This is a genomic window from Streptomyces sp. NPDC029836 (genome assembly GCF_055574495.1).
Map to the genome: position 1 here is coordinate 552,566 of NZ_JBVHZI010000003.1, position 17,128 is coordinate 569,693.

The following is a 17,128-nucleotide window of genomic DNA, read 5'->3' on the forward strand; positions in this document are numbered from 1 at the left end:
CGTCCGGGCCGTCCGGTCAGCGGCGGCGGCGGGTCGCCGTGCGCTTGACCTGCAGTTCCTCGAAGCGCGGTACGTCGCCCTCGCGGACCCGCGCCCACGCCCGCCGGTACAGGTCGGCGGCCGGTTCGGTCGGCACCGACAGGCCCAGCGTCGGGCGGCCCCCCGACACGACCGGGTACATCGGCAGTTTCCAGGTCTCCACCGGCAGGGCCGGGGAGTCCAGGTCGGACCAGCCGCCCAGCAGGAACAGGGTGCGGCCCGCCCGGCTGCGGCCGGCCGTCACGACCAGCTCGGTGGCGGCCAGTTCCGCGCGGGCCGCCTTCAGCCGGGCCGGCTTCCAGCCCGTCCAGCGGGCCGTGTTGCGGTCCGTCGGGTCGGGCATCGCCAGCAGCGCCAGGTACAGCGCGGCCGCGTCGGCGCCCAGCCCGTGCGCCTCCTCCACCTCGGCCACCAACTCGGGAACGGACCGGCTCGGGTCCTGCGGCCACCAGGTGCCGTCCCGGTCGGCGGCCCCGGCCGCCGGCGCCCCCGGGTCGGCGAGCAGCGCGGCGAAGCGCGGGTCGTGCGCCAGGCGCAGGGCCGTCTCGGCGGCCGAGGGCAACTGCTCGGGACCCCGGAGCAGCGGCAGGTACGGGTCGGAGCCGGTCGAGTCCAGCAGCGCCGGGCGCAGCGCCGGCCGGGGCATCCCGTCGACGGTGGGCAGGACCACCGCGCCGTACCGTTCGTAGCCCTGCGCGGTCTCCGTCGGCGTGCCGGCCGCCTTCCGGAAGTCGGCCGCACGGATGTAGTGGCCGATGCCCAGCAGCAGTTCGGGCGCGGCCAGCCGCTGTCGTACGGCGGTCAGCGCCGGCGGCAGGCACGCCCGGATCGGGTCGCCCGCGGGCAACCGGTGCGCCAGCCACGCCGTGAGCGTGATCGCCCCCTGCAACACGGAGACGTCGAAGGCGCCGTCGGTCGGTACGACGGGCTCCACGTGGTCGCCCTTGACGGTCCACGCGACGTCGGTGGACAGCTCCGGGGAGGCCACCGGGTCGAGCAGCGCCGGCAGCGCCCGGTGCAACGCCCAGCTGCTGCGCACGTCCTTGCCGGCCTCGGTGGGCAGCCAGTCGGGCATCGGCGTACGACGCCCCACGCGCCGGTTCCAGACCCGCGCGGCGGCCGCCGCGTCCGGGCCCTCGGTCCACAGCAGCACCGGATCGGCCGGCAGCAGCGCGGCGACCAGTTCCCGGCGCACGTCGAAGCCGAGTTCCTTCAGGTCGGTGCGGGCGTGCCCGGCGGCGGTGGCCTTGATCCCGAGGACGGTCCGCAGTTCGGCGGGCAGGAAGCCGCGGTCGTACGAGTCGAGGTGCGGCAGGCCCGCCAGCACCAGCCGGGCCGTCGTGGAGGAGACCCCGGTGAGCCGGGCGAACTCCTCGGCGGCCTCGGGGAACCAGGGGGCCGCGCCGCGGGTCCCGGCCTCCCGCAGGAACGCGGCCAGCCAGCCGGCCCCGCGCTCCGGGTCGCCCGGGACCGTGGGGTCGCCGAAGGTCTCGTAGGGCGCGGGCACGGTGAACGCGCCGCTCGGATCGTGCAGGAGCGCGGCGAACTCGCGCCGCCCGGGCCGGCCGTCGATGGACTCGGCCATACCGAGCGCGGCGCCGCCGCCGAGCGGCAGGACGCTGCGGTGCCGGGTGCCGCGGCCGCGCTCACGGCCGTCCGCCCCGTGCAGGCGACCCTGGTCGATCCGTACGCGGACCCGGCGCCACCGGGCCGCCGCCCGCTCGGTCGAGCCGAGTCCCAGCGTGTCGATCTCGGCCAGCAGCGCGCACAGCGCGGTGCGTTGCGCGTCGGTGGTGCCGGTGACGACGGACCGGTAGGCGACGGCGGCGGGTCGTTCCAGGAAGGGGCCGGTCCACGGGAGCGCGGAGTGGGGGACGGAGGGCTCGTCGACGTGCAGGCGTCCGGGCACGGCCTCGGCCGCGGTGTCGGCGGTGGCGGCCGCGAGCCTGCGCAGGAGCTGGAAGACCGTGTCGGACTCCTCGCTGTAGCGGTGGTGCCCGGAGCCGACGAGCCCGTCCAGGCCTTCGTCGAGGAGGCGGTCGGCCGGACCGCGTTCCACCGGCGTCCGGGGCTGCCGGGGCTCGGCCGGGGCCAGCGAGCGCGCCACCCGGTCCAGGGCCTTGCGCTGGGCGAGCGCGGCCCGCACCTGGTCGACGACGCCGCCGATCAGCACGGGGTCGGTGATCCGGGGCAGGGCCGCGGCGACCAGCGCGGGCACCTCGTCGGGCTTCGCGGCCTCGGCGGCCTTCAGGAGGGTCGCCGCGGTGTCCCGGTCCATCGCGCGCAGCACGGCCGAGCCCTCGGGGTCCCGGGCGCGCAGGCAGTGCCAGTAGGGGAGCGGCGGGAGTTCCACGCCCCGGGTGGCGAAGGTACGGGTGCGGTGGTCCGCGCTGACCGAGGCGGTGACGACGCCCTCGGGGTCGATGAGTGACAGCGTCTGCCAATCGGTGGCCACGGCGCGCGGCCGCCCGTCGCCGGGCAGTTCCACGGCGTGCCGGGGAATGCGGTTGCCGACGGGCACGGTGACGGAACGGCCCGCGTTGTCGGAGCCGTGCCAGCCCTGGTCGGGGACGCGCACGGCGCGCCAGCCGAGCAGTCCGTCGACGGGAGCGCCGAGCACGGAGCCCTCGACGGCGGGTACCGGCCGCAGCCAGTTCTGCCCGACGGCGTCGGGCAGGGTGCTGCCCTGTGGGTGCCCCTTCAGGGCGTCGGCGAGGAACCCGGGTGCGGAGCGCCGGCCGGTGGTGCCGGTGGCGGGGTCGTACTCGGCCCAGCCGGGCTCGGCCGGGTGCTGGGCGTGTTCCCACACCCAGTAGGAGACTCCGTCGGAGATGACCTCCCGCTCCTCGGGGAGTCGGGTGTCCCCGGGGTGCAGGACGTGCGCGCCGGTGGCGCGGCCGCCGCCGGGCAGCTGCATGGACACGTGCCCGGAGCGCGGGTTCCAGTAGTCGCCCTTGGAGTCCAGGGTGAGGACGTCCCCGGGCTCGCTCAGCCAGTAGCCCTGCACGGGCCCGTCGTAGGAGGACCAGAAGACCAACAGGTCGCCGTCGACGTAGTGGAAGCCGGTGACCTGGTGGGGTCCGGTGGGAACGCGCAGGTCGTGGGTCAGTACCGTCGAGTCGGCGTCGAGGACCCGGACCTGACCGGAGTTGGCGACGATGACGTGGGGCCACGCGTCCATCACGACGCGGTGGTGGTGGCGGTTGTTGCCGGGCGTGAGTTCGGCGACGGCCTTGTCCCAGACCGGCCAACCCAGTTCGTCGAACAGGCCGCCGCGCAGCGTCCGGGCGAGGATCTCGGCCAGGTCGGCGGCGGCCGCGCGGGCCACCTCCTCCGGGGCCAGGGCCAGCGCCTCGGCGGGCAGCCAGGTCAGGCGCTGGATGGCGGCGGGCAGCTCCGGGAGCGCCGCGGCCCGGGACGAGTCGGCGACCCGGCGGACCCACTCGGCGACCAGCGGCATGCTGCCCTCGGTACGGGCGAGGAGACGCACGACCGTGCGCCCGACGGACATGTGCCCGTTGAACCCGTCGAGGCCGCGCAGCAGGATGGCGCGCAGCCGCTCGTCGGCGCACAGCGCCCGCAGGTCACGGCGGTCGGGCGTGCTCGCCCACTGCTCCAGGCCGCGGACGACGTCCCGGCCGTGGCCGCCGTGGTGGTCGCCCACGCCGGGCACGGCGACGGGCACGTCCAGGGACAGCAGCAGGTCGATGAGGTCCACGTCCTGCAGGCCGATGCGCAGGCCGTCCTCCCGCTCGGGGGAGGCCAGTTCGGTACGCAGCCGGTCGGCGCAGCGGGTCACCAGCGGCAACAGCGTGGGCAGGACGGGCGCGGCGCCCCAGCCGCTGTGGCGGGCGGTGTGGAATCGCTCCAGCCAGCCGGCGGCGCCGTCGGCGCAGCGCTCCTCGGCGGGCAGGTCGGCGTCGGTGAGCCCGGCGGTGGCACCCGACTCCTCCAGCACCTCCAGCCACAGCGCGGCCAGCTCGCCGGCGGCGGCGCCGCCGGTCGGGGCCAGGCCCAGCAGGGTGCCCCGTACGGACGGAAGCCGTCGGGCGAGCGCGACGAGGGCGGCCCGGTGGGACTTCCACCAGCCGTTCGCGGCGCGCATCGTGGCGGGCAGCGGCAGCAGCTCCGCCAGGTACTCCTGCTCGGCCTCACCGGCGGTCGGCCCGGCGGCGCGGGCAAGCCGGCGCAGCTCCACCGCGGCCTGCGCGGACGGCGGGAGCCCGCCTGCGGTGCGGCGCACGCACAGCCGCCGGAACCGGTCGAGGGCCTCGGCGGGGGAGACCCGCAGCGCCAGTTCCTTGCCGTAGGCGGTGAGCACCTTCACTGGCAGCGCTCCGGCCAGGGCGAATTCGAGGAACACGGCGTCCAGCCGGTCCTCGTCGACGCTCAGCCCGTACTGGCTCTCGCTGGTCCGGGCGCGGCCGAACAACTGGGCGGCGTACGTGGTGTTCTCGACCGCGAGGAACAGCCGGGCGGCCTGCTCGTGGAAGACGGGCAGGAAGTGCGGGACGGCGGCGGCGAGCCGGCCGGCCAGCTCGTGGCAGGCGTCCAGCGCCGCCTTGGGCTTCGTCTTCGCCTGCCGGGCGATCCGGTCCAGTTCGGGGACGACGGCCAGCGCGTGGTGGCCGTCGTCGGGGTGGTGCACCAGGACCCACTCGGGGAACCCGAGGGCCTGCCGCCGCCCCAGACCCACGACCGGCGGCTCGGCGTCCTGCGGTACGAGGCCCAGGAACCCGGCCGCGAGGTCCTCGGCGGCGCCCAACTCGGCCGCGGCGATCCGCACGACGACCCGTTCGTCGCCGAGCGCCGGGTGACGGTACGTCCGCGCCGTCAACGGCACGGCGTCGGCGCCCGCGCCGGTGGCGTCGGCGGGCAGTACCGCGCCCGCCCGGAGCAGTGCGGCGGCTTCGCCGCCGTTGCTGATGGTGGTGGTGTTCACGCGTCCCCGCCCTCTTCGATGCTGCGCCCGGCGTACAGTGCCGCGGCCATCCTCATGCCCTCGGACCAGGCCACCGGCCCGACCTCGTGGAGCCGTACCGACCGGCCCTCGTCGTCGTGCCAGTTCAGCGAACCGGTGGCCGACTCGCTGTCCCAGTACGGTTCGCCGATCCACACGGCGGCCTCCACGGCGCGCCCGGTGTCGCGGACCTTGCAGGTGGAGTAGCCGCCGGAGACCCGGTAGCCCAGGGCGGTGGCCCGGGCGGCGAGGCTGAACCGGGAGGGGAACACGCCGCCCGCGTAGTCCCGCACCTCGGTCTCCGTCGCGGCGAGCCCCGCGGGCCGGACCCAGGTCGGCCGGTGGATCTGCTCCACCCTCTGCGTGATGCCGAGTTCGGCCGCGAAGTCCCGTACGTCGTCCAGGTCGGGCAGCAGCACCGGATGCGGCAGGGTCACCGTACGCGGCGCGAGGCGTACGGTCTCGCCGTCGAGGTTGACCACCTTCAGCTCGCCCGCGGCGGTGGCGTCGCGCAGGAAGCCGACCTCGTCGGGATCGTCGCCGACGATCGCCAGGTCGCGAAGCGCCGCCTGCCAGGCCTCGTCGGGCCACACCCGGGCCAGCAGCGCGGTCGGCACCGGAAGCGAGGACACCATCCACGCGTCCACCTGCGCGGCGCAGGACGCCTCGTGCCGCTCCAGCCACTCGGCGAGCCGCCGCAACCGGTCCACCTCGGGGTGATCGCGCAGCGCCTTCGGGAGCGCCTTCAACTGCCGCCCCGCGGGCCGCCGCGCGGTGACCCGCCCTTCCACGAGGGCGACCTCGTAGCCCTCGTCCACTGCCAACCAAGCCATCAGAACGTGCCCCTCCGCCTGTTCGCGTCCGTTTCCGCGCAGCCCACATGACGGCGCCAACGCCCCTGAGCTGCGGTATGCGGGGAGACTAGCGAGAGCCACTGACAGCGTCCGCCACGGGTCGGCGGGCGGTGGGGGAGCAGGCGTGGACAATGAGGGCGGTCGAAGCGTCAAGCGCACAGAACGGGGCGGGACAGTGACACAGGCACCTGTAGAACTCGACAAGGGCGGGAACGACGAACTGCCCGGCGCACGGGTCACGGTGACCGTACGGACACCGGCGTCGGTGGACGTCTGCGCACTGCTGCTCACGGCTGAGGGCACCGTGCGCGACGACGCCGACCTGGTCTTCCACAACCACCCCGAACAGGACGGCGTCCGGGTCGCGGGGCAGGTCGTGGAGGCGGACCTGGACGCGGTCCCGGCCGCCATCGAGACGGTGGTGTGCGTCGCGAGCATCGACGCGGACGGGCCGGACGCCGCCTTCGACGCGGACTCCACACCGAGCGTGTCGGTGCGCCACGGTGCCCAGGACCTGGTCTTCGTCCCGCCGCCGCTGACGGACGGCGAGACGGTGCTGCTCCTCGTCGAGCTGTACCGCCGGGACGGCGGCTGGAAGGTCCGGGCGGTGGGGCAGGGCTACGCGAACGGCCTCGCGGGACTGGCCGCGGACTTCGGCGTCGCGGTGGAGGGGGCGGCGACCGGGGCGCGAGCGGTGGAGGCGGAGCCGGTCGGCGTCGTTCCCGAGGCCGAGCCCGAGCCCGAGCCCGAGGTACGGCCGGAGCCCGCGCCCGAGCCCGAGGTACGGCCGGAGCCCGCGCCCGAGCCCGCGTCGGCGCTGGGCCGGATCGAGTTGGTCAAGAACGGTACGGCCACCATCGCGCTCGACAAGAGCGACCGGGGCGCGGTGGTGACCGCCTCCCTGGAGTGGGACGGCGGGGGCCGCGAGGAGGGCCCGGCCGACCTCGACCTGTACGCCTTGTTCGTGCCCGCCGCCGGGGTTCGCCGGGAACTCACGCAGAGGGAACGGCGCGCGGCGGACCGGGAGTCGGGGAAGACGCCGACGGCCGGGGCCGTGTACTGGAACAACCGGGGTTCCCTGGAGGACCGGCCCCACCTGGCGCTCGACGGCGACGCCACGGTCCCGGGCCGCGAGACGATCCGCGTCCACCGTCCGGACACCCACGGATACGTGTTGATCTGCGCCTACAGCGCGCTGGACAACGGCACCGGCAGCTTCAAGAGCTTCGGGGCGAAGGCGGTGGTGACCGACGGGCGGGGTTCGACCGTCGTCGTGCCGCTGTTCTCGGAGCAGGAGAACGCCTACTGGGCGGCGATCGCCCTCGTCGACTTCACCCACCCGGACGGCGTGATGATCAGCCAGGTGGAGAAGTACAGCGGAGCCAACGTCGAGAACCGTCCCGTGCTCTACGCCGACGGCGCCTTCGAGATGGACCTGGGACCGGTGGAGTTCAAGGAAGAGCGGTGATACGAGGACGCCGCCCCCGGTCCGATGACCGGCGGCGGCGTCCTCGCGGGGCGCACGGGCTCAGACGGCCCCGGCCGGCTGCGCCTCCTTGACGGGGGCGGGCGCCGCGGCCGGAGCGGCGGCCGCACGGGGGCCCTGGCCGCCGCGCAGGCCGAGCCAACTGATCAGGGCGACCAGCGCGAAGGCGACGGCCCCGATCCCGAAGGTGAGGGTGAAACCGGACTCCGCGGGCAGGGCGGGGACGCCCGGCGGGAGGTGCTCGATGGTCTGCGAGGCCAGGATCGTGGTGACGATGGCGCTGCCGATCGCGCTGCCGGTCGAGCGGGAGATCGAGTTGATGCCGTTGGCGATGCCGCTCTGGTGGTGCGGGACGTTCGCCATGATCACGGCGGGCATGGCCGCGTAGCCGAAGCTGACGGCCGCGCCGACGACGAGGCCGGCGCCGATCACCGAGGCGCTGTGGCCGTGGTCCAGGGCCAGCCAGCCGAAGCCGACGGCGCCGAGGGCGGCCGCCAGGCCGAGCGCGACGCGCGGCCCGCGGTGGCGCACCAACTGGCCGCCGATGGGGGAGGCCAGCAGGGAGACGATCGCGCCGGGCAGCAGGAACTGGACCGACGCGCGCAGGATGGACGCGTCGAAGCCGTAGCCGGTGATCGCCTTCGGCATCTGGACGAGGTAGGACACGCCCAGGAAGTTCGCGAACATGCCGAAGCCGACGAGGATGCCGGCCAGGTTGGCCATGAGGACCGGGCGGTGGACGAACATCCGCATGTCCACGAGGGGTTCGCGCACCTTGAGTTCGGTCAGTACCCACACCAACGTCATCACGGCGGCGCCGGTGAAGCTGCCCAGCGTCCGGGCCGAGGCCCAACCCCACTCGTGGCCCTGGGAGATGGGCAACAGGAGCAGCAGCAGGGCGATGCCGAGGGTCAGCGCGCCCAGGAAGTCGGTGCGACCGCCGGTCTTGTGGCGGGTGGCGGGGACCAGGACGACGACGGCGAGCAGGGCCAGCGTCGCGAAGCCGGTGGCCATCCAGAAGGCGTTGCGGTAGTCCGCGTCGGCGCCCGAGGTCAGCAGGCCGGTGGCGACGAGCGCCAGCCCGCTGCCGAACGCGAGGGTGCCGCTGACCAGCGCCATGGCGCCCGGCAACTTCTGCGGCCGGACCTCCTCCCGGAGCACCGACAGGGCCAGCGGGAAGATCGCGGTGGCGGCGCCCTGGAGGACGCGTCCCAGGATCAGGAGGGGCAGCGAGGTCGCGAGGGCGGCCACGACGGATCCGGCGACCATGACGCCGAGGACGGCCACCAGGGTGGGCTTCTTGCCGTGCTGGTCGCCGAAGCGGCCGAGCAGCGGGGTGAAGACGGCGGCGGAGAGCAGGGTGGCGGTGGTGACCCAGCTGACGTTGGCGGTCGAGGTGCCGAGGTCGGTGCGGATCAGGCCCAGGATCGGGACGGGCAGGGTCTGCATCATCGACACGACCATGGCGGCCAGGCTCAGGGCGAAGACGATGACCGTCTCGTTCCTCTTCCCGGCGTCGGCGGGGGCGGATGCGGCGGAGCTCATGAGGGGGAGGACCTACTTCAGGACGAAGATGTTTGATGTCATCAAGTACTTCGTCGACGGTAGACGTGGATAGTTAAGGAGGTCAAGTAAGCAATTGATAATGTCAACGAAACTGAGTAGGCTTCGGGGGTATGAGCGCTCCCACCACGCCCCGCCCCAGCAAGCTCCAGTTGCTGGAGCTGCTCGCCGCGATCGGCACCGCCCAGTGGCGTGACTTCGCGGCGGCGGCCGCGCGTCACGGACTGACCTCCACCCAGGCCAAGGTGCTGGCGCAGCTGGAGGGCCCCGTACCGATGCGCGGGCTCGCCGCCCTGCTGGTGTGCGACGCCTCGAACGTCACCGGGATCGTCGACCGGCTGGAGGCCCGCGACCTGGTACGGCGCGAGCCGTCCCCGGCCGACCGGCGCGTGAAGAACGTCGCCGCGACCGACGCCGGCCGCGAGGTCATCCGTCGGGTCCGCGAGGAGATGCAGGCCACGCACGGCGCGCTCGACGAACTGGACGCCGAGGAGAGCGCGACGCTCTACGCCCTGCTGGAGCGGCTGCGCCCGACCCTGGAACGTGATTCCGGAGCCTGAGGGGGGACGTACGTGCGGCCCGGTGCCCGAGCGGTTCTGCTCAGGGGTGTCGGGCCGCCGTTCTGTGGTGGTTCGGTCGCCCTCAGCCCTCAGTCTCCGCCCTCAGTCCTGCGGCGCGGCGGCGTCGAGTGCGGCCGTCAAGCGGCCCAGGCGCGTTTGGAGGTCGCGGATCTCGGCCAGGTCGAACCCCGTGGCCGCCGCGATCCGGCGCGGCACCTCCACGGCGCGGGCCCGCAGTGCGGCGCCCTCGTCCGTGAGGACCGCGTGTACGGACCGCTCGTCCTCGGTGCTGCGCTCGCGCCGGATCAAGCCGGCCGCCTCCAGGCGCTTGAGCAGGGGTGACAGCGTGCCCGAATCGAGGCGCAGGTGCTGTCCGAGCTGCTTGACCGGCATCGTGCCGTGCTCCCAGAGCACCAGCATCACCAGGTATTGCGGGTAGGTCAGCCCCAGGTCCTTCAGGACCACCCGGTAGAGCCCGCCGAAGGCGCGGCTCGCGGCGTTGAGCGCGAAGCAGATCTGCCCGTCCAGTCGGAGGAAGTCCTGGTCGGGGAGGCGATCGGTCGGCTGCTCGGTCATGGGAGCCAGTGTACCGGAGGCTTCTTGCGGGCTATTGAGTTGTGCACAATCTAATTGTGTGCTCTAGTGGTGGTCGAGGGTCGGCCGCCGACCCCGCCCCTGTGAAAGGACCTCCCGATGAACGCGCTGTACACCGCCGTCGCCACCGCCAACGGTCGTGAGGGCCGCGCCGTCAGCTCCGACGGCCAGATCGACCTCGCGCTCGCCATGCCGCCGGCGCTCGGTGGCAACGGGCAGGGCACCAACCCCGAGCAGTTGTTCGCCGCCGGGTACGCCGCGTGCTTCGCCAGCGCCCTCGGCCTGGTCGGCCGCCAGGCGAAGGTCGACACGAGCGACGTGTCCGTCACGGCGGAGACCTCCATCGGCCAGGACGACAGCGGCTTCGCGCTGGCCGTCACCCTGCGCATCGAGCTCCCCGAAGCCCTCGCGGGCGAGACCGGCGCCCTGCTGGTCAAGCAGGCGCACGAGGTCTGCCCCTACTCCAAGGCCACCCGGGGCAACATCCCCGTCGAGCTCGTCATCGAGTAGTCACCACCCGGGCCCCGGCCCCTCGGCAGTCCGTCAGGCGGTGCGCCGCGCGGCCACCGCCGCGCAGGCCACCGCCAGCGGCAGTTCCGCCCGGACCGCGAGGGCCGGCGCCGCGCCCTGGCCGCTCGTACCGGCCGAGGTCGTGACGTCGAACCAGGCGTCCATCGTGCGCGGCGCGGCCATCGCCGCCGCCACCGGCGACACCCGCGGGTCCCCCTTGCGACCCGAGCGGCTTCGCCGCCGTCCGTCGGGCGGTGGTCCCGCCCTGCGGGCGGGCCGGGAACTGCGGGGTGACGAGGGCCATGGCTGCGGACTCCTTCCTGTTCGGTGGACCGTCCCCCGGGCACACCACCACTCTGGTGGCGCGCGCGGCGAGGATCACTGGCACCCGGGCCCGATCCGGGGGTGATGCCAGGTACACCCCCGACCGGGTGCCAGGGCGGTGGAAACACCCCCCACGTGTCCGATTGCGGTACGGACCATGGCACTTCGCGGCGCGCCGCGACGCACGTACACCTGGATCGCGGCGCACAGCCCCTGGTCGGCGTGGGCCCGGCGCAACACGCCTTCTCCGTCGCGGCGCTCGGCCACCCTGTACGGCGGTGGTGAGGGCCGGCCGGTGACGGCGGTGGAGATCCTCGGTGGCGGCGCGGTCGTCACGGTGACCCCCGCCGCGGACCGTGACGTGGCCTACCGGGCCCGGTTCACCGACGCGTGGACGGCACCGACCGTCGAGGAGAGCCTGCTCGGCGGCACCTTGCGGCTGACCCCGCGCTGCCCGGGGGCCGGCAGGACGCGGGGGACGGCTCCCGCTGCTCGGTGGAAGTGAGCGTCACCGTCCCCCGGGACGCACCCGTGAAGGTGTCGGCCGGGTCCGGCCGGGTCTCCCTCAGCGGCCTGGACGGCGCCGTGGACGCCGACGTCACCTCCGGCGCCCTCACCCTGGCCGGGCTGCGCGGCCCCCTGCGCGCCGCCGTCGGTTCGGGCATGCTGCGCGCCACCGCGCTGGGGTCCGCGCGGGCGGAGATCCGTACGGGTTCCGGGCGCGCGGAGGTCGAGTTCCCGGTCCCGCCGGAGCGGGTCACCGGGTGCGCGGGCTCCGGGCGCCTGGACATCACCGTCCCGGCGGCCTCCCGGTTCCGCATCGAGTGCCGCAGCAACGCCGGACGGTGCGAGACCGACGCCGCCCTCGCCGATCCGGCGTCCCCGCACTCCCTGGACCTCACCGCCGGCTCCGGCCGCGTCCACGCCGACCCGTCCGCTCCCTGACCGGAGCGGGGAGTCCTCGGACCAGCCGGCGCCGCCGGGCGACGTGGCCTGCGCCATGAGAACCTCGCCCGTCGTGCGGGAAACCGTTGACCAGGCCCGGCCCGTGGGCTTGCCGCCCCGCCGATGGCCACGCTCGGCGATCCGGATTCGGTACCGGACGCCTCGTGCGCGGTGATGCGCGAGGCCGGGGGCGGGCTGCCGGGCGCCGCCCGGCAGCCCGGGCGGATCCGTCGGGACGTGACCGACGCCGACCTGCTGCCCGGGTCAACACCTCGGCCGGACTACCGACCGCGCCCCCTCGATGGCACCCGCCGCGCGGCTGCCGCCGCCGGCCGGCCGTGGACGGCCCGGCGGACGACGGAGGCCGGAAGGGGCGGACCGCGTCGCGGAGCGGTGAGCCGGGTGGGCGCATGGGCGTGACGGGCCGGGACTTCGGGGGGTCGCTCACCGGGGTGCCGCGCTCCGCAGGCGTCAGCGGCGTTGGACGGCTCCGCGGACGAAGGCGGCCTGACCCGCGTGCTGGAGGTCGTCGGACAGGACGCTGACCAGCCGGACCGCCAGGGTGACCGGCGGGTCCCAGCGGTCGTCGACCACCCCGTCCAGATCGGCGGCGGCCAAGCCGCGCAGGTGGCTCAGGGTCCGTTCGTGGACGGCGTCGTGGTAGCCGAGCAGCAGCTCACCGGAGTCCACCCGGACCGCCGACACCTCCTGCGGGCCGTGCCCGTAGCCGGTCGCGTCGGCGGGCAGGTCGAGCGCGAACCGGTCGGCCCAGCCCCCGCTCGACCACACCTGCTCGGTGCCCGCGGCGTCGGCCAGGTGGTCGTCCTGGACCCGGGTCAGGTGCCAGACCAGCCAGGTGATCGAGTTCGCCTCCGGGTCGAGCCGGGCGTTGAGTTCCTCGGCGGACAGCCCCTCGACCACCTCGTGCACCACTTCACGGACCCGCCCGAAGCCGTCCGCGAGTACCTCAGTTGCTTTCATACGCCGTCCTCAGCCGTGTCGCGTCCAGGCGACCGCCGGGCCGGCGGCCGCCGCCGCGACCACCATGCAAGGCCCTTGTGCGGCGGCGTCGCAGACACTCCGTCAGCGCAGCGAGCGACGTCGGCGGCGCAGCAGGACACCGGCCGCGGCGCCGGCCAGCGCGATGCCCGCGACACCGGCCGTGGTCCACCAGCCGGTGTTGTCGGCGGCGGAGCCGGACCGCGCCGCCGAAGGAGCGGGCGCGGACGGCCCGGTCGACGCGGGCGACCCGGGCGTGGCGGGTCCAGCCGGCCCAGCGGAACCGGCGACCGTCGGAGCCGGCACGGAGGCCGGGGCGGGCGCCGGCGCGGACGCCGCCGTCGTGGGCGCCGGGTCCACCACCGGCACGCCGACCTCCGCCTGGCCGTGTCCGAGCGCGGGGAAGCCCGTGTCGACGCTCACGGTCCAGGTGCCGGGCGGGAGCGATTCGGCGGTCGTCCAGCCGGCCGGCCTGGCGGGATCGCGGACCAGTCGCCAGGGCCCCTCGGTGCGGGTGCCGTCGGCGCTGACCGAGTTCACGGTGGCGGCGACCTGCTCGTCGACCGGGTCCCCGTCGTTCTCCCAGGTGACGTCGGCGGTGACGTGGCCGTCGCGTTGACCCGTGACCACCACCTTCAGGGTGTCGCCGTGGGCGTGGGCGGGCCCGGCGAGGGCCACGCCCTGGACTAGGGCCAACAGGGCGAGGCCGAATCCGGCCAGGGTCGGGGAAACGGCGGCGCGCAGTCGCATCGGCACGGTGCTCCAGGGGATGAGGAGAGCGGGAGGGGAGCGGAACGTGTGGGGGGGAGGAACGTCAGGGCGACGTGGGGGAGGAGGCGGGGAGGAACGTCAGGGGGACGTGGGGGAGGAGGCGGGGAGGCGGGACGAAGAGGGGGACGGGGTGGCGGGCGGCCGCAGGGGAGTACGGCCGCCCGCCCGTTCCGGAGGGTGCTCAGCCCGCCTTGCGGGCCGTCCAGACCTGCGCCGGACGACCGTCCGCGCGCTGGAGTTCGAGCAACCAGTCCCCGTAGTAGGGCCGGTTGCTCACGGCCAGCGCGAAGCCGCCGCTCGGGTCGGAGACCGTCACCGCGCCGTCGCGGGCGGACACCTTCCAGCGCTGCGCGCCCGCGCTCCCGCAGGGCTGCTGCGCGACCCACATCCCGGCGGCCGGCGCGCCGCCCGGCTGGAGGCACTTGCCCGAGACGGCGGACCGGATGCGGACCAGCCCGTCACCGGCGTCGTCGAAGTACCACTGCTGCTGCGCGTAGCCGTTGCTGCGCCCGGCGACGAGGACGGTGCCGTCGGCGGTCCGGCCGCCCCACAGTTCGGCGGCCATGCCGGTGCTGCCGTTGCCGAGCACGTAGCGGGCGCCCGGCGTGGTGATGGCCCCACCGTTCTTGTCCGCCGTACGGAACGAGGCGGCCTTGCCGGCCCCGCTGTCCCGCCCGGCCGTGTCACGGACGGACACGGCCGCCGTGTACGCCGTTCCCGGCCGGAGGTTGTAGACGCGCAGCGACGTCGACTGCACCCAGGTGAGGTGCTTGCCGTTCAGCATGACCTGGTACCAGGCCGCACCCTCGGTCTTCGGCCAGCTCAGCACCACCGAATCGGCCTGGATCTGGCCGGCCGTCACGGTCGGTCCGCCCGTGGGCTTCCCGGTCGGCGTCGGGCTCGGCGACGGCTTCTGCGTCGGCGTGGGCTTGCCGGTCGGCGTCGGCGTCGGCTTCGGACCGGGGTCCGTGCCGCCTCCTCCTCCGCCGGCCGCGCGCATCAGGAACTGGTTGTCGGCGATGTTCCAGTGGCTGGCGAGGTAACTGCCCGCCTTCGGACTGGTGTGGAAGTAGTCGTCGTGGTTGCAGTCCAGGATGTTCTCGGCAGCCTGGTTGGCGCAGACGGTGCGCATCTTCGGGTAGTACGGCGTGTCCGAGTAGCACATGACGTCCCACTCGTCGGTGCAGTGCGCGCCGCGGCTGGTGTTCGGGGCGCTGTTGTTGACCGCGCCCAGGTTGTGGCCCAGTTCGTGGGCGGCGGTGTGGCCGCCCCAACAGCCCGAGTCGGTGCGCCCGTAGGAGGGGCCGAAGTTGCTCAGGTTGTTCTGGCCGGGCCGCTCGTCACCGTTGAAGGTGCCGATGCCGCAGTAGACCTTGGCGTCCGCGAAGATCATGTACTTGCGGTCGCGGCGGTCCAGTCCCTTGCCGGCGAGCGCCTTGTTGGTGGCGCTGAACTCCGAGAGCGCGGACTGCGGCAGTTCGATGCTGAGCACCGAGGGCGTGCAGTCGGCGGCCGTCACGTAGCGGATGTGACGGACACCGCCCGTCTCCTTGGCGCTCGCCGAGTAGATGACGTCGGCGTCGGCGGCCCACTTGCGGAACGAGGCGAGGTATTCGGCGTAGCGGTCCTGGCCCGGGGCGTGCACGTACACGACCTGCACGCGGTTGCCGGTGGTGCCGTCCCCGTCGCACTGGACGGTCTGTCCCGCCGGGCCGGCGGCGACCGCCTGGCTGCCGGCGGCCGGCGGCGCGGGAGCGGCGGCCGCCTGGGCGCTGCCGGCGTCGGCGGCCGCGGGCGCGTCCTGAGGACGCCCGCCGCCTTCCGTCGCCGCCGGGTCGCCCGCCGCCGGGGCGGCGGGGTCGGCGGCCGGGGCCTTCGCCTTGACGGCCGGCGGGATGTCCTTCTTGATGTCGACGCCGCCGGGAGGGGCGTCGGGGCCGTGGGTGCACAGGCCGGCGTCCGTGCGGTAGACACCGGCGCAGGTGTCGCCCTTGGGCGCCGCCTCCAGGCCGTCGTAGACCATTCCGCGAGTGCCCTCGTTCGCGGGCTTCGCCGCGATGGGGGCGGGTTCCGCGTCCCGGGCGGGTGCGGAGGCCGGCTCGGGGGAGTCCGCGGCGGGTCCCGCGGCCGCCGTGGGCGGGAGCGCCTCGGCCCGGTCGCCGAACCCGGACCAGGCCAGGCCTCCCGCGATCACCGCCGCCGCGGCGACGGCGGCGGTGACGAGTATGAGTCGGCGGGGTTTGGGCCGGTCCTCTCGGGGTCTGCGGCGTCGGCCGCCCGCGCGTTTGGCTGTCATGCGCACCTCAAATCGATGTGAGGGGGGTGGGTGCGCGGAAGCTTGCCAGAAGGACGCCGAGAAGAATTCGGACAAACGGGAATGGGGGCCGAGAAATCTATCCGTTACCTGGTCATCGAATCTGATGAACTGTCAACGTGCTTGTAAATCAAAGGAGTTACGCGCGTTGAGCCCAGATGGTCCAGGCCAATAAAGGGATCTCGTTATCAAATCGAGATATGAGGCGGAATCTTGTTGACGGGAATTCAGTCAGGTATTCATGTAAAAACTACCTGCCGAATCTCCCCGGTCACGAGCGGTGAAGCACGGCCACCGTCCTGGGTGCCCAGGCCGCCCGGTCGTTCCGCCGGCGGCAAGGGCACCCGTACGGACTACCTGCTCGCGTCCCGCTCCCAGCGGTAGAACCGGTGCGCCATCGCGTCCTTGGGGCCGCGCCAGGTCTGCGGGTCGTGCGGACTGACGAACGTGGCGAGCCGGTCGCTGAGGCCGACGAACTCGGGGTGCTTCATGACCCGCGCGATGGCCGGCGCCGGGTCCTGGTCGGACTCGATCAGGTGCAGGTACACGTCCCCGAACTGGAACAGGCTGCGACGGTTGACCCCCACCAGGTGGGGGAGCTCGCCCGCGTCCGACTCGGCGAACAGGCCGGCGATGTCGGGCGCCGAACCCGGCGCCATGCGGGCCACGATGAGGGCTTGGTGCATCGGGAGACTGCCTTCCACTGGGTGGGCTGCGGGCGCCGGTTCAGCGCCGGTCGGCGGCCGGGGTGCGCACCGCGCGCCGGCCCTGCTCGATCTTGTCCCGGATCAGTTCCATCTGGATCCGGGAGTTGTGGTTGATCCGCCGGGTCATGCCATCGTCGTCGATGGGCGCGTCCGGCTTCATCGCGAAGTCCTGCACCCAGCGCATCCGGGTGCCGCCGCCGGGCACCTCGCCGTACTCCCAGTGGATGTTCATGTGGGCGAACGGTCCGGTCTCCACCCGGCGGGCCTTCACGGTCAGGCCCGCGCGGTCGACGGTGCGCTCGGAGACCCAGCTCCACACCACGCCGTTCTCGTCCGGGTGCATCGCGAGGCGGAACCGCGTGGTGTCGCCCGCGTTCTCCAGGATCTCGATCGACGCGTACTCGCTGAACAGCTCCGGCCAGTTCGGCAGGTCGTTCGTCACGTCCCACACGACGTCGACGGGCGCGTTGACGTGGATCTCGTTGTCGGTGTGTCCAGGCAT

At 74.1% G+C, this 17,128-nt stretch carries 15 protein-coding genes; 5 read left to right on the forward strand and 10 right to left on the reverse strand.

Annotation, left to right across the window (positions count from 1 at the left end):
• Nucleotides 1-16: 16 nt before the first annotated feature.
• Together ACZ4XJ_RS13365 and ACZ4XJ_RS13370 are read right to left on the reverse strand one after the other, a co-directional pair.
• On the reverse strand, nt 17-4,981 hold the full coding sequence (locus ACZ4XJ_RS13365) for a DNA-binding protein (RefSeq protein WP_468496236.1): 4,965 nt from the start codon (nt 4,979-4,981) through the stop codon (nt 17-19).
• A complete protein-coding gene (locus tag ACZ4XJ_RS13370; RefSeq protein ID WP_468496237.1) occupies nt 4,978-5,832 on the reverse strand; it encodes a DUF4132 domain-containing protein in 855 nt (284 codons plus the stop codon). Before ACZ4XJ_RS13370 ends, ACZ4XJ_RS13365 begins: the two co-directional genes overlap by 4 nt.
• Nucleotides 5,833-6,028: 196 nt before the next feature.
• Here ACZ4XJ_RS13370 and ACZ4XJ_RS13375 point away from each other — a divergent pair, with 196 nt between their 5' ends.
• Nucleotides 6,029-7,321: a TerD family protein gene (locus ACZ4XJ_RS13375; protein WP_468496238.1), complete on the forward strand. Its 1,293-nt coding sequence runs from the start codon at nt 6,029-6,031 to the stop codon at nt 7,319-7,321.
• Between the two features lie 60 nt (nt 7,322-7,381).
• Here ACZ4XJ_RS13375 and ACZ4XJ_RS13380 read toward each other — a convergent pair whose 3' ends face one another.
• Nucleotides 7,382-8,884, reverse strand: coding sequence for an MFS transporter (locus tag ACZ4XJ_RS13380; RefSeq protein ID WP_468496239.1), 1,503 nt, complete (start codon nt 8,882-8,884; stop codon nt 7,382-7,384).
• A 131-nt stretch (nt 8,885-9,015) separates the two neighbouring features.
• On the opposite strand from ACZ4XJ_RS13380, the gene ACZ4XJ_RS13385 reads away from it, so the two are divergent.
• Nucleotides 9,016-9,462, forward strand: a complete 447-nt coding sequence (locus ACZ4XJ_RS13385; RefSeq protein WP_468496240.1) for a MarR family winged helix-turn-helix transcriptional regulator — start codon at nt 9,016-9,018, stop codon at nt 9,460-9,462.
• 102 nt (nt 9,463-9,564) lie between these two features.
• Here the strand turns inward: ACZ4XJ_RS13385 and ACZ4XJ_RS13390 are convergent, their stop codons facing one another.
• Entirely contained in the window at nt 9,565-10,038 is a 474-nt protein-coding gene (locus tag ACZ4XJ_RS13390) for a MarR family winged helix-turn-helix transcriptional regulator (RefSeq protein ID WP_362877793.1), read from the reverse strand.
• A 117-nt stretch (nt 10,039-10,155) separates the two neighbouring features.
• On the opposite strand from ACZ4XJ_RS13390, the gene ACZ4XJ_RS13395 reads away from it, so the two are divergent.
• Nucleotides 10,156-10,566, forward strand: a complete 411-nt coding sequence (locus ACZ4XJ_RS13395; RefSeq protein WP_362877792.1) for an organic hydroperoxide resistance protein — start codon at nt 10,156-10,158, stop codon at nt 10,564-10,566.
• 33 nt (nt 10,567-10,599) lie between these two features.
• Here ACZ4XJ_RS13395 and ACZ4XJ_RS13400 read toward each other — a convergent pair whose 3' ends face one another.
• A complete protein-coding gene (locus ACZ4XJ_RS13400) occupies nt 10,600-10,770 on the reverse strand; it encodes a hypothetical protein (RefSeq protein WP_468496241.1) in 171 nt (56 codons plus the stop codon).
• Between the two features lie 277 nt (nt 10,771-11,047).
• Here ACZ4XJ_RS13400 and ACZ4XJ_RS13405 point away from each other — a divergent pair, with 277 nt between their 5' ends.
• The gene (locus ACZ4XJ_RS13405) at nt 11,048-11,395 is read left to right on the forward strand and encodes a hypothetical protein (RefSeq protein WP_468496242.1); all 348 of its coding nucleotides are present in this window, start codon (nt 11,048-11,050) and stop codon (nt 11,393-11,395) included.
• Nucleotides 11,392-11,835: a DUF4097 family beta strand repeat-containing protein gene (locus ACZ4XJ_RS13410; protein WP_468496243.1), complete on the forward strand. Its 444-nt coding sequence runs from the start codon at nt 11,392-11,394 to the stop codon at nt 11,833-11,835. The genes ACZ4XJ_RS13405 and ACZ4XJ_RS13410 overlap by 4 nt, the downstream gene beginning before the upstream one ends.
• 471 nt (nt 11,836-12,306) lie before the next feature.
• Here the strand turns inward: ACZ4XJ_RS13410 and ACZ4XJ_RS13415 are convergent, their stop codons facing one another.
• From ACZ4XJ_RS13415 to ACZ4XJ_RS13435, 5 genes are all read right to left on the reverse strand, one after another.
• On the reverse strand, nt 12,307-12,816 hold the full coding sequence (locus ACZ4XJ_RS13415; RefSeq protein WP_468496244.1) for a mycothiol transferase: 510 nt from the start codon (nt 12,814-12,816) through the stop codon (nt 12,307-12,309).
• Nucleotides 12,817-12,918: 102 nt separating this feature from the next.
• Nucleotides 12,919-13,590: an LPXTG cell wall anchor domain-containing protein gene (locus tag ACZ4XJ_RS13420; protein ID WP_468496245.1), complete on the reverse strand. Its 672-nt coding sequence runs from the start codon at nt 13,588-13,590 to the stop codon at nt 12,919-12,921.
• A gap of 196 nt (nt 13,591-13,786) precedes the next feature.
• Complete coding sequence (locus ACZ4XJ_RS13425; RefSeq protein ID WP_468496246.1) at nt 13,787-15,901, reverse strand: RICIN domain-containing protein; 2,115 nt, start codon at nt 15,899-15,901, stop codon at nt 13,787-13,789.
• 371 nt (nt 15,902-16,272) lie between these two features.
• The gene (locus ACZ4XJ_RS13430) at nt 16,273-16,605 is read right to left on the reverse strand and encodes a TcmI family type II polyketide cyclase (protein WP_362877785.1); all 333 of its coding nucleotides are present in this window, start codon (nt 16,603-16,605) and stop codon (nt 16,273-16,275) included.
• 40 nt (nt 16,606-16,645) lie between these two features.
• The gene (locus ACZ4XJ_RS13435) at nt 16,646-17,128 is read right to left on the reverse strand and encodes an SRPBCC family protein (protein WP_362877784.1); all 483 of its coding nucleotides are present in this window, start codon (nt 17,126-17,128) and stop codon (nt 16,646-16,648) included.

What these genes read in the sequence shown, in the direction of transcription:
- ACZ4XJ_RS13385 (WP_468496240.1), top strand. Translation starts at nt 9,016, where the DNA reads ATGAGCGCTCCCACCACGCCCCGCCCCAGCAAGCTCCAGTTGCTGGAG.
- ACZ4XJ_RS13430 (WP_362877785.1), bottom strand. Translation starts at nt 16,605, where the DNA reads ATGCACCAAGCCCTCATCGTGGCCCGCATGGCGCCGGGTTCGGCGCCC.
- ACZ4XJ_RS13390 (WP_362877793.1), bottom strand. Translation starts at nt 10,038, where the DNA reads ATGACCGAGCAGCCGACCGATCGCCTCCCCGACCAGGACTTCCTCCGA.
- ACZ4XJ_RS13435 (WP_362877784.1), bottom strand. Translation starts at nt 17,128, where the DNA reads ATGCCTGGACACACCGACAACGAGATCCACGTCAACGCGCCCGTCGAC.
- ACZ4XJ_RS13425 (WP_468496246.1), bottom strand. Translation starts at nt 15,901, where the DNA reads ATGACAGCCAAACGCGCGGGCGGCCGACGCCGCAGACCCCGAGAGGAC.
- ACZ4XJ_RS13415 (WP_468496244.1), bottom strand. Translation starts at nt 12,816, where the DNA reads ATGAAAGCAACTGAGGTACTCGCGGACGGCTTCGGGCGGGTCCGTGAA.
- ACZ4XJ_RS13395 (WP_362877792.1), top strand. Translation starts at nt 10,156, where the DNA reads ATGAACGCGCTGTACACCGCCGTCGCCACCGCCAACGGTCGTGAGGGC.
- ACZ4XJ_RS13370 (WP_468496237.1), bottom strand. Translation starts at nt 5,832, where the DNA reads ATGGCTTGGTTGGCAGTGGACGAGGGCTACGAGGTCGCCCTCGTGGAA.
- ACZ4XJ_RS13405 (WP_468496242.1), top strand. Translation starts at nt 11,048, where the DNA reads ATGGCACTTCGCGGCGCGCCGCGACGCACGTACACCTGGATCGCGGCG.
- ACZ4XJ_RS13380 (WP_468496239.1), bottom strand. Translation starts at nt 8,884, where the DNA reads ATGAGCTCCGCCGCATCCGCCCCCGCCGACGCCGGGAAGAGGAACGAG.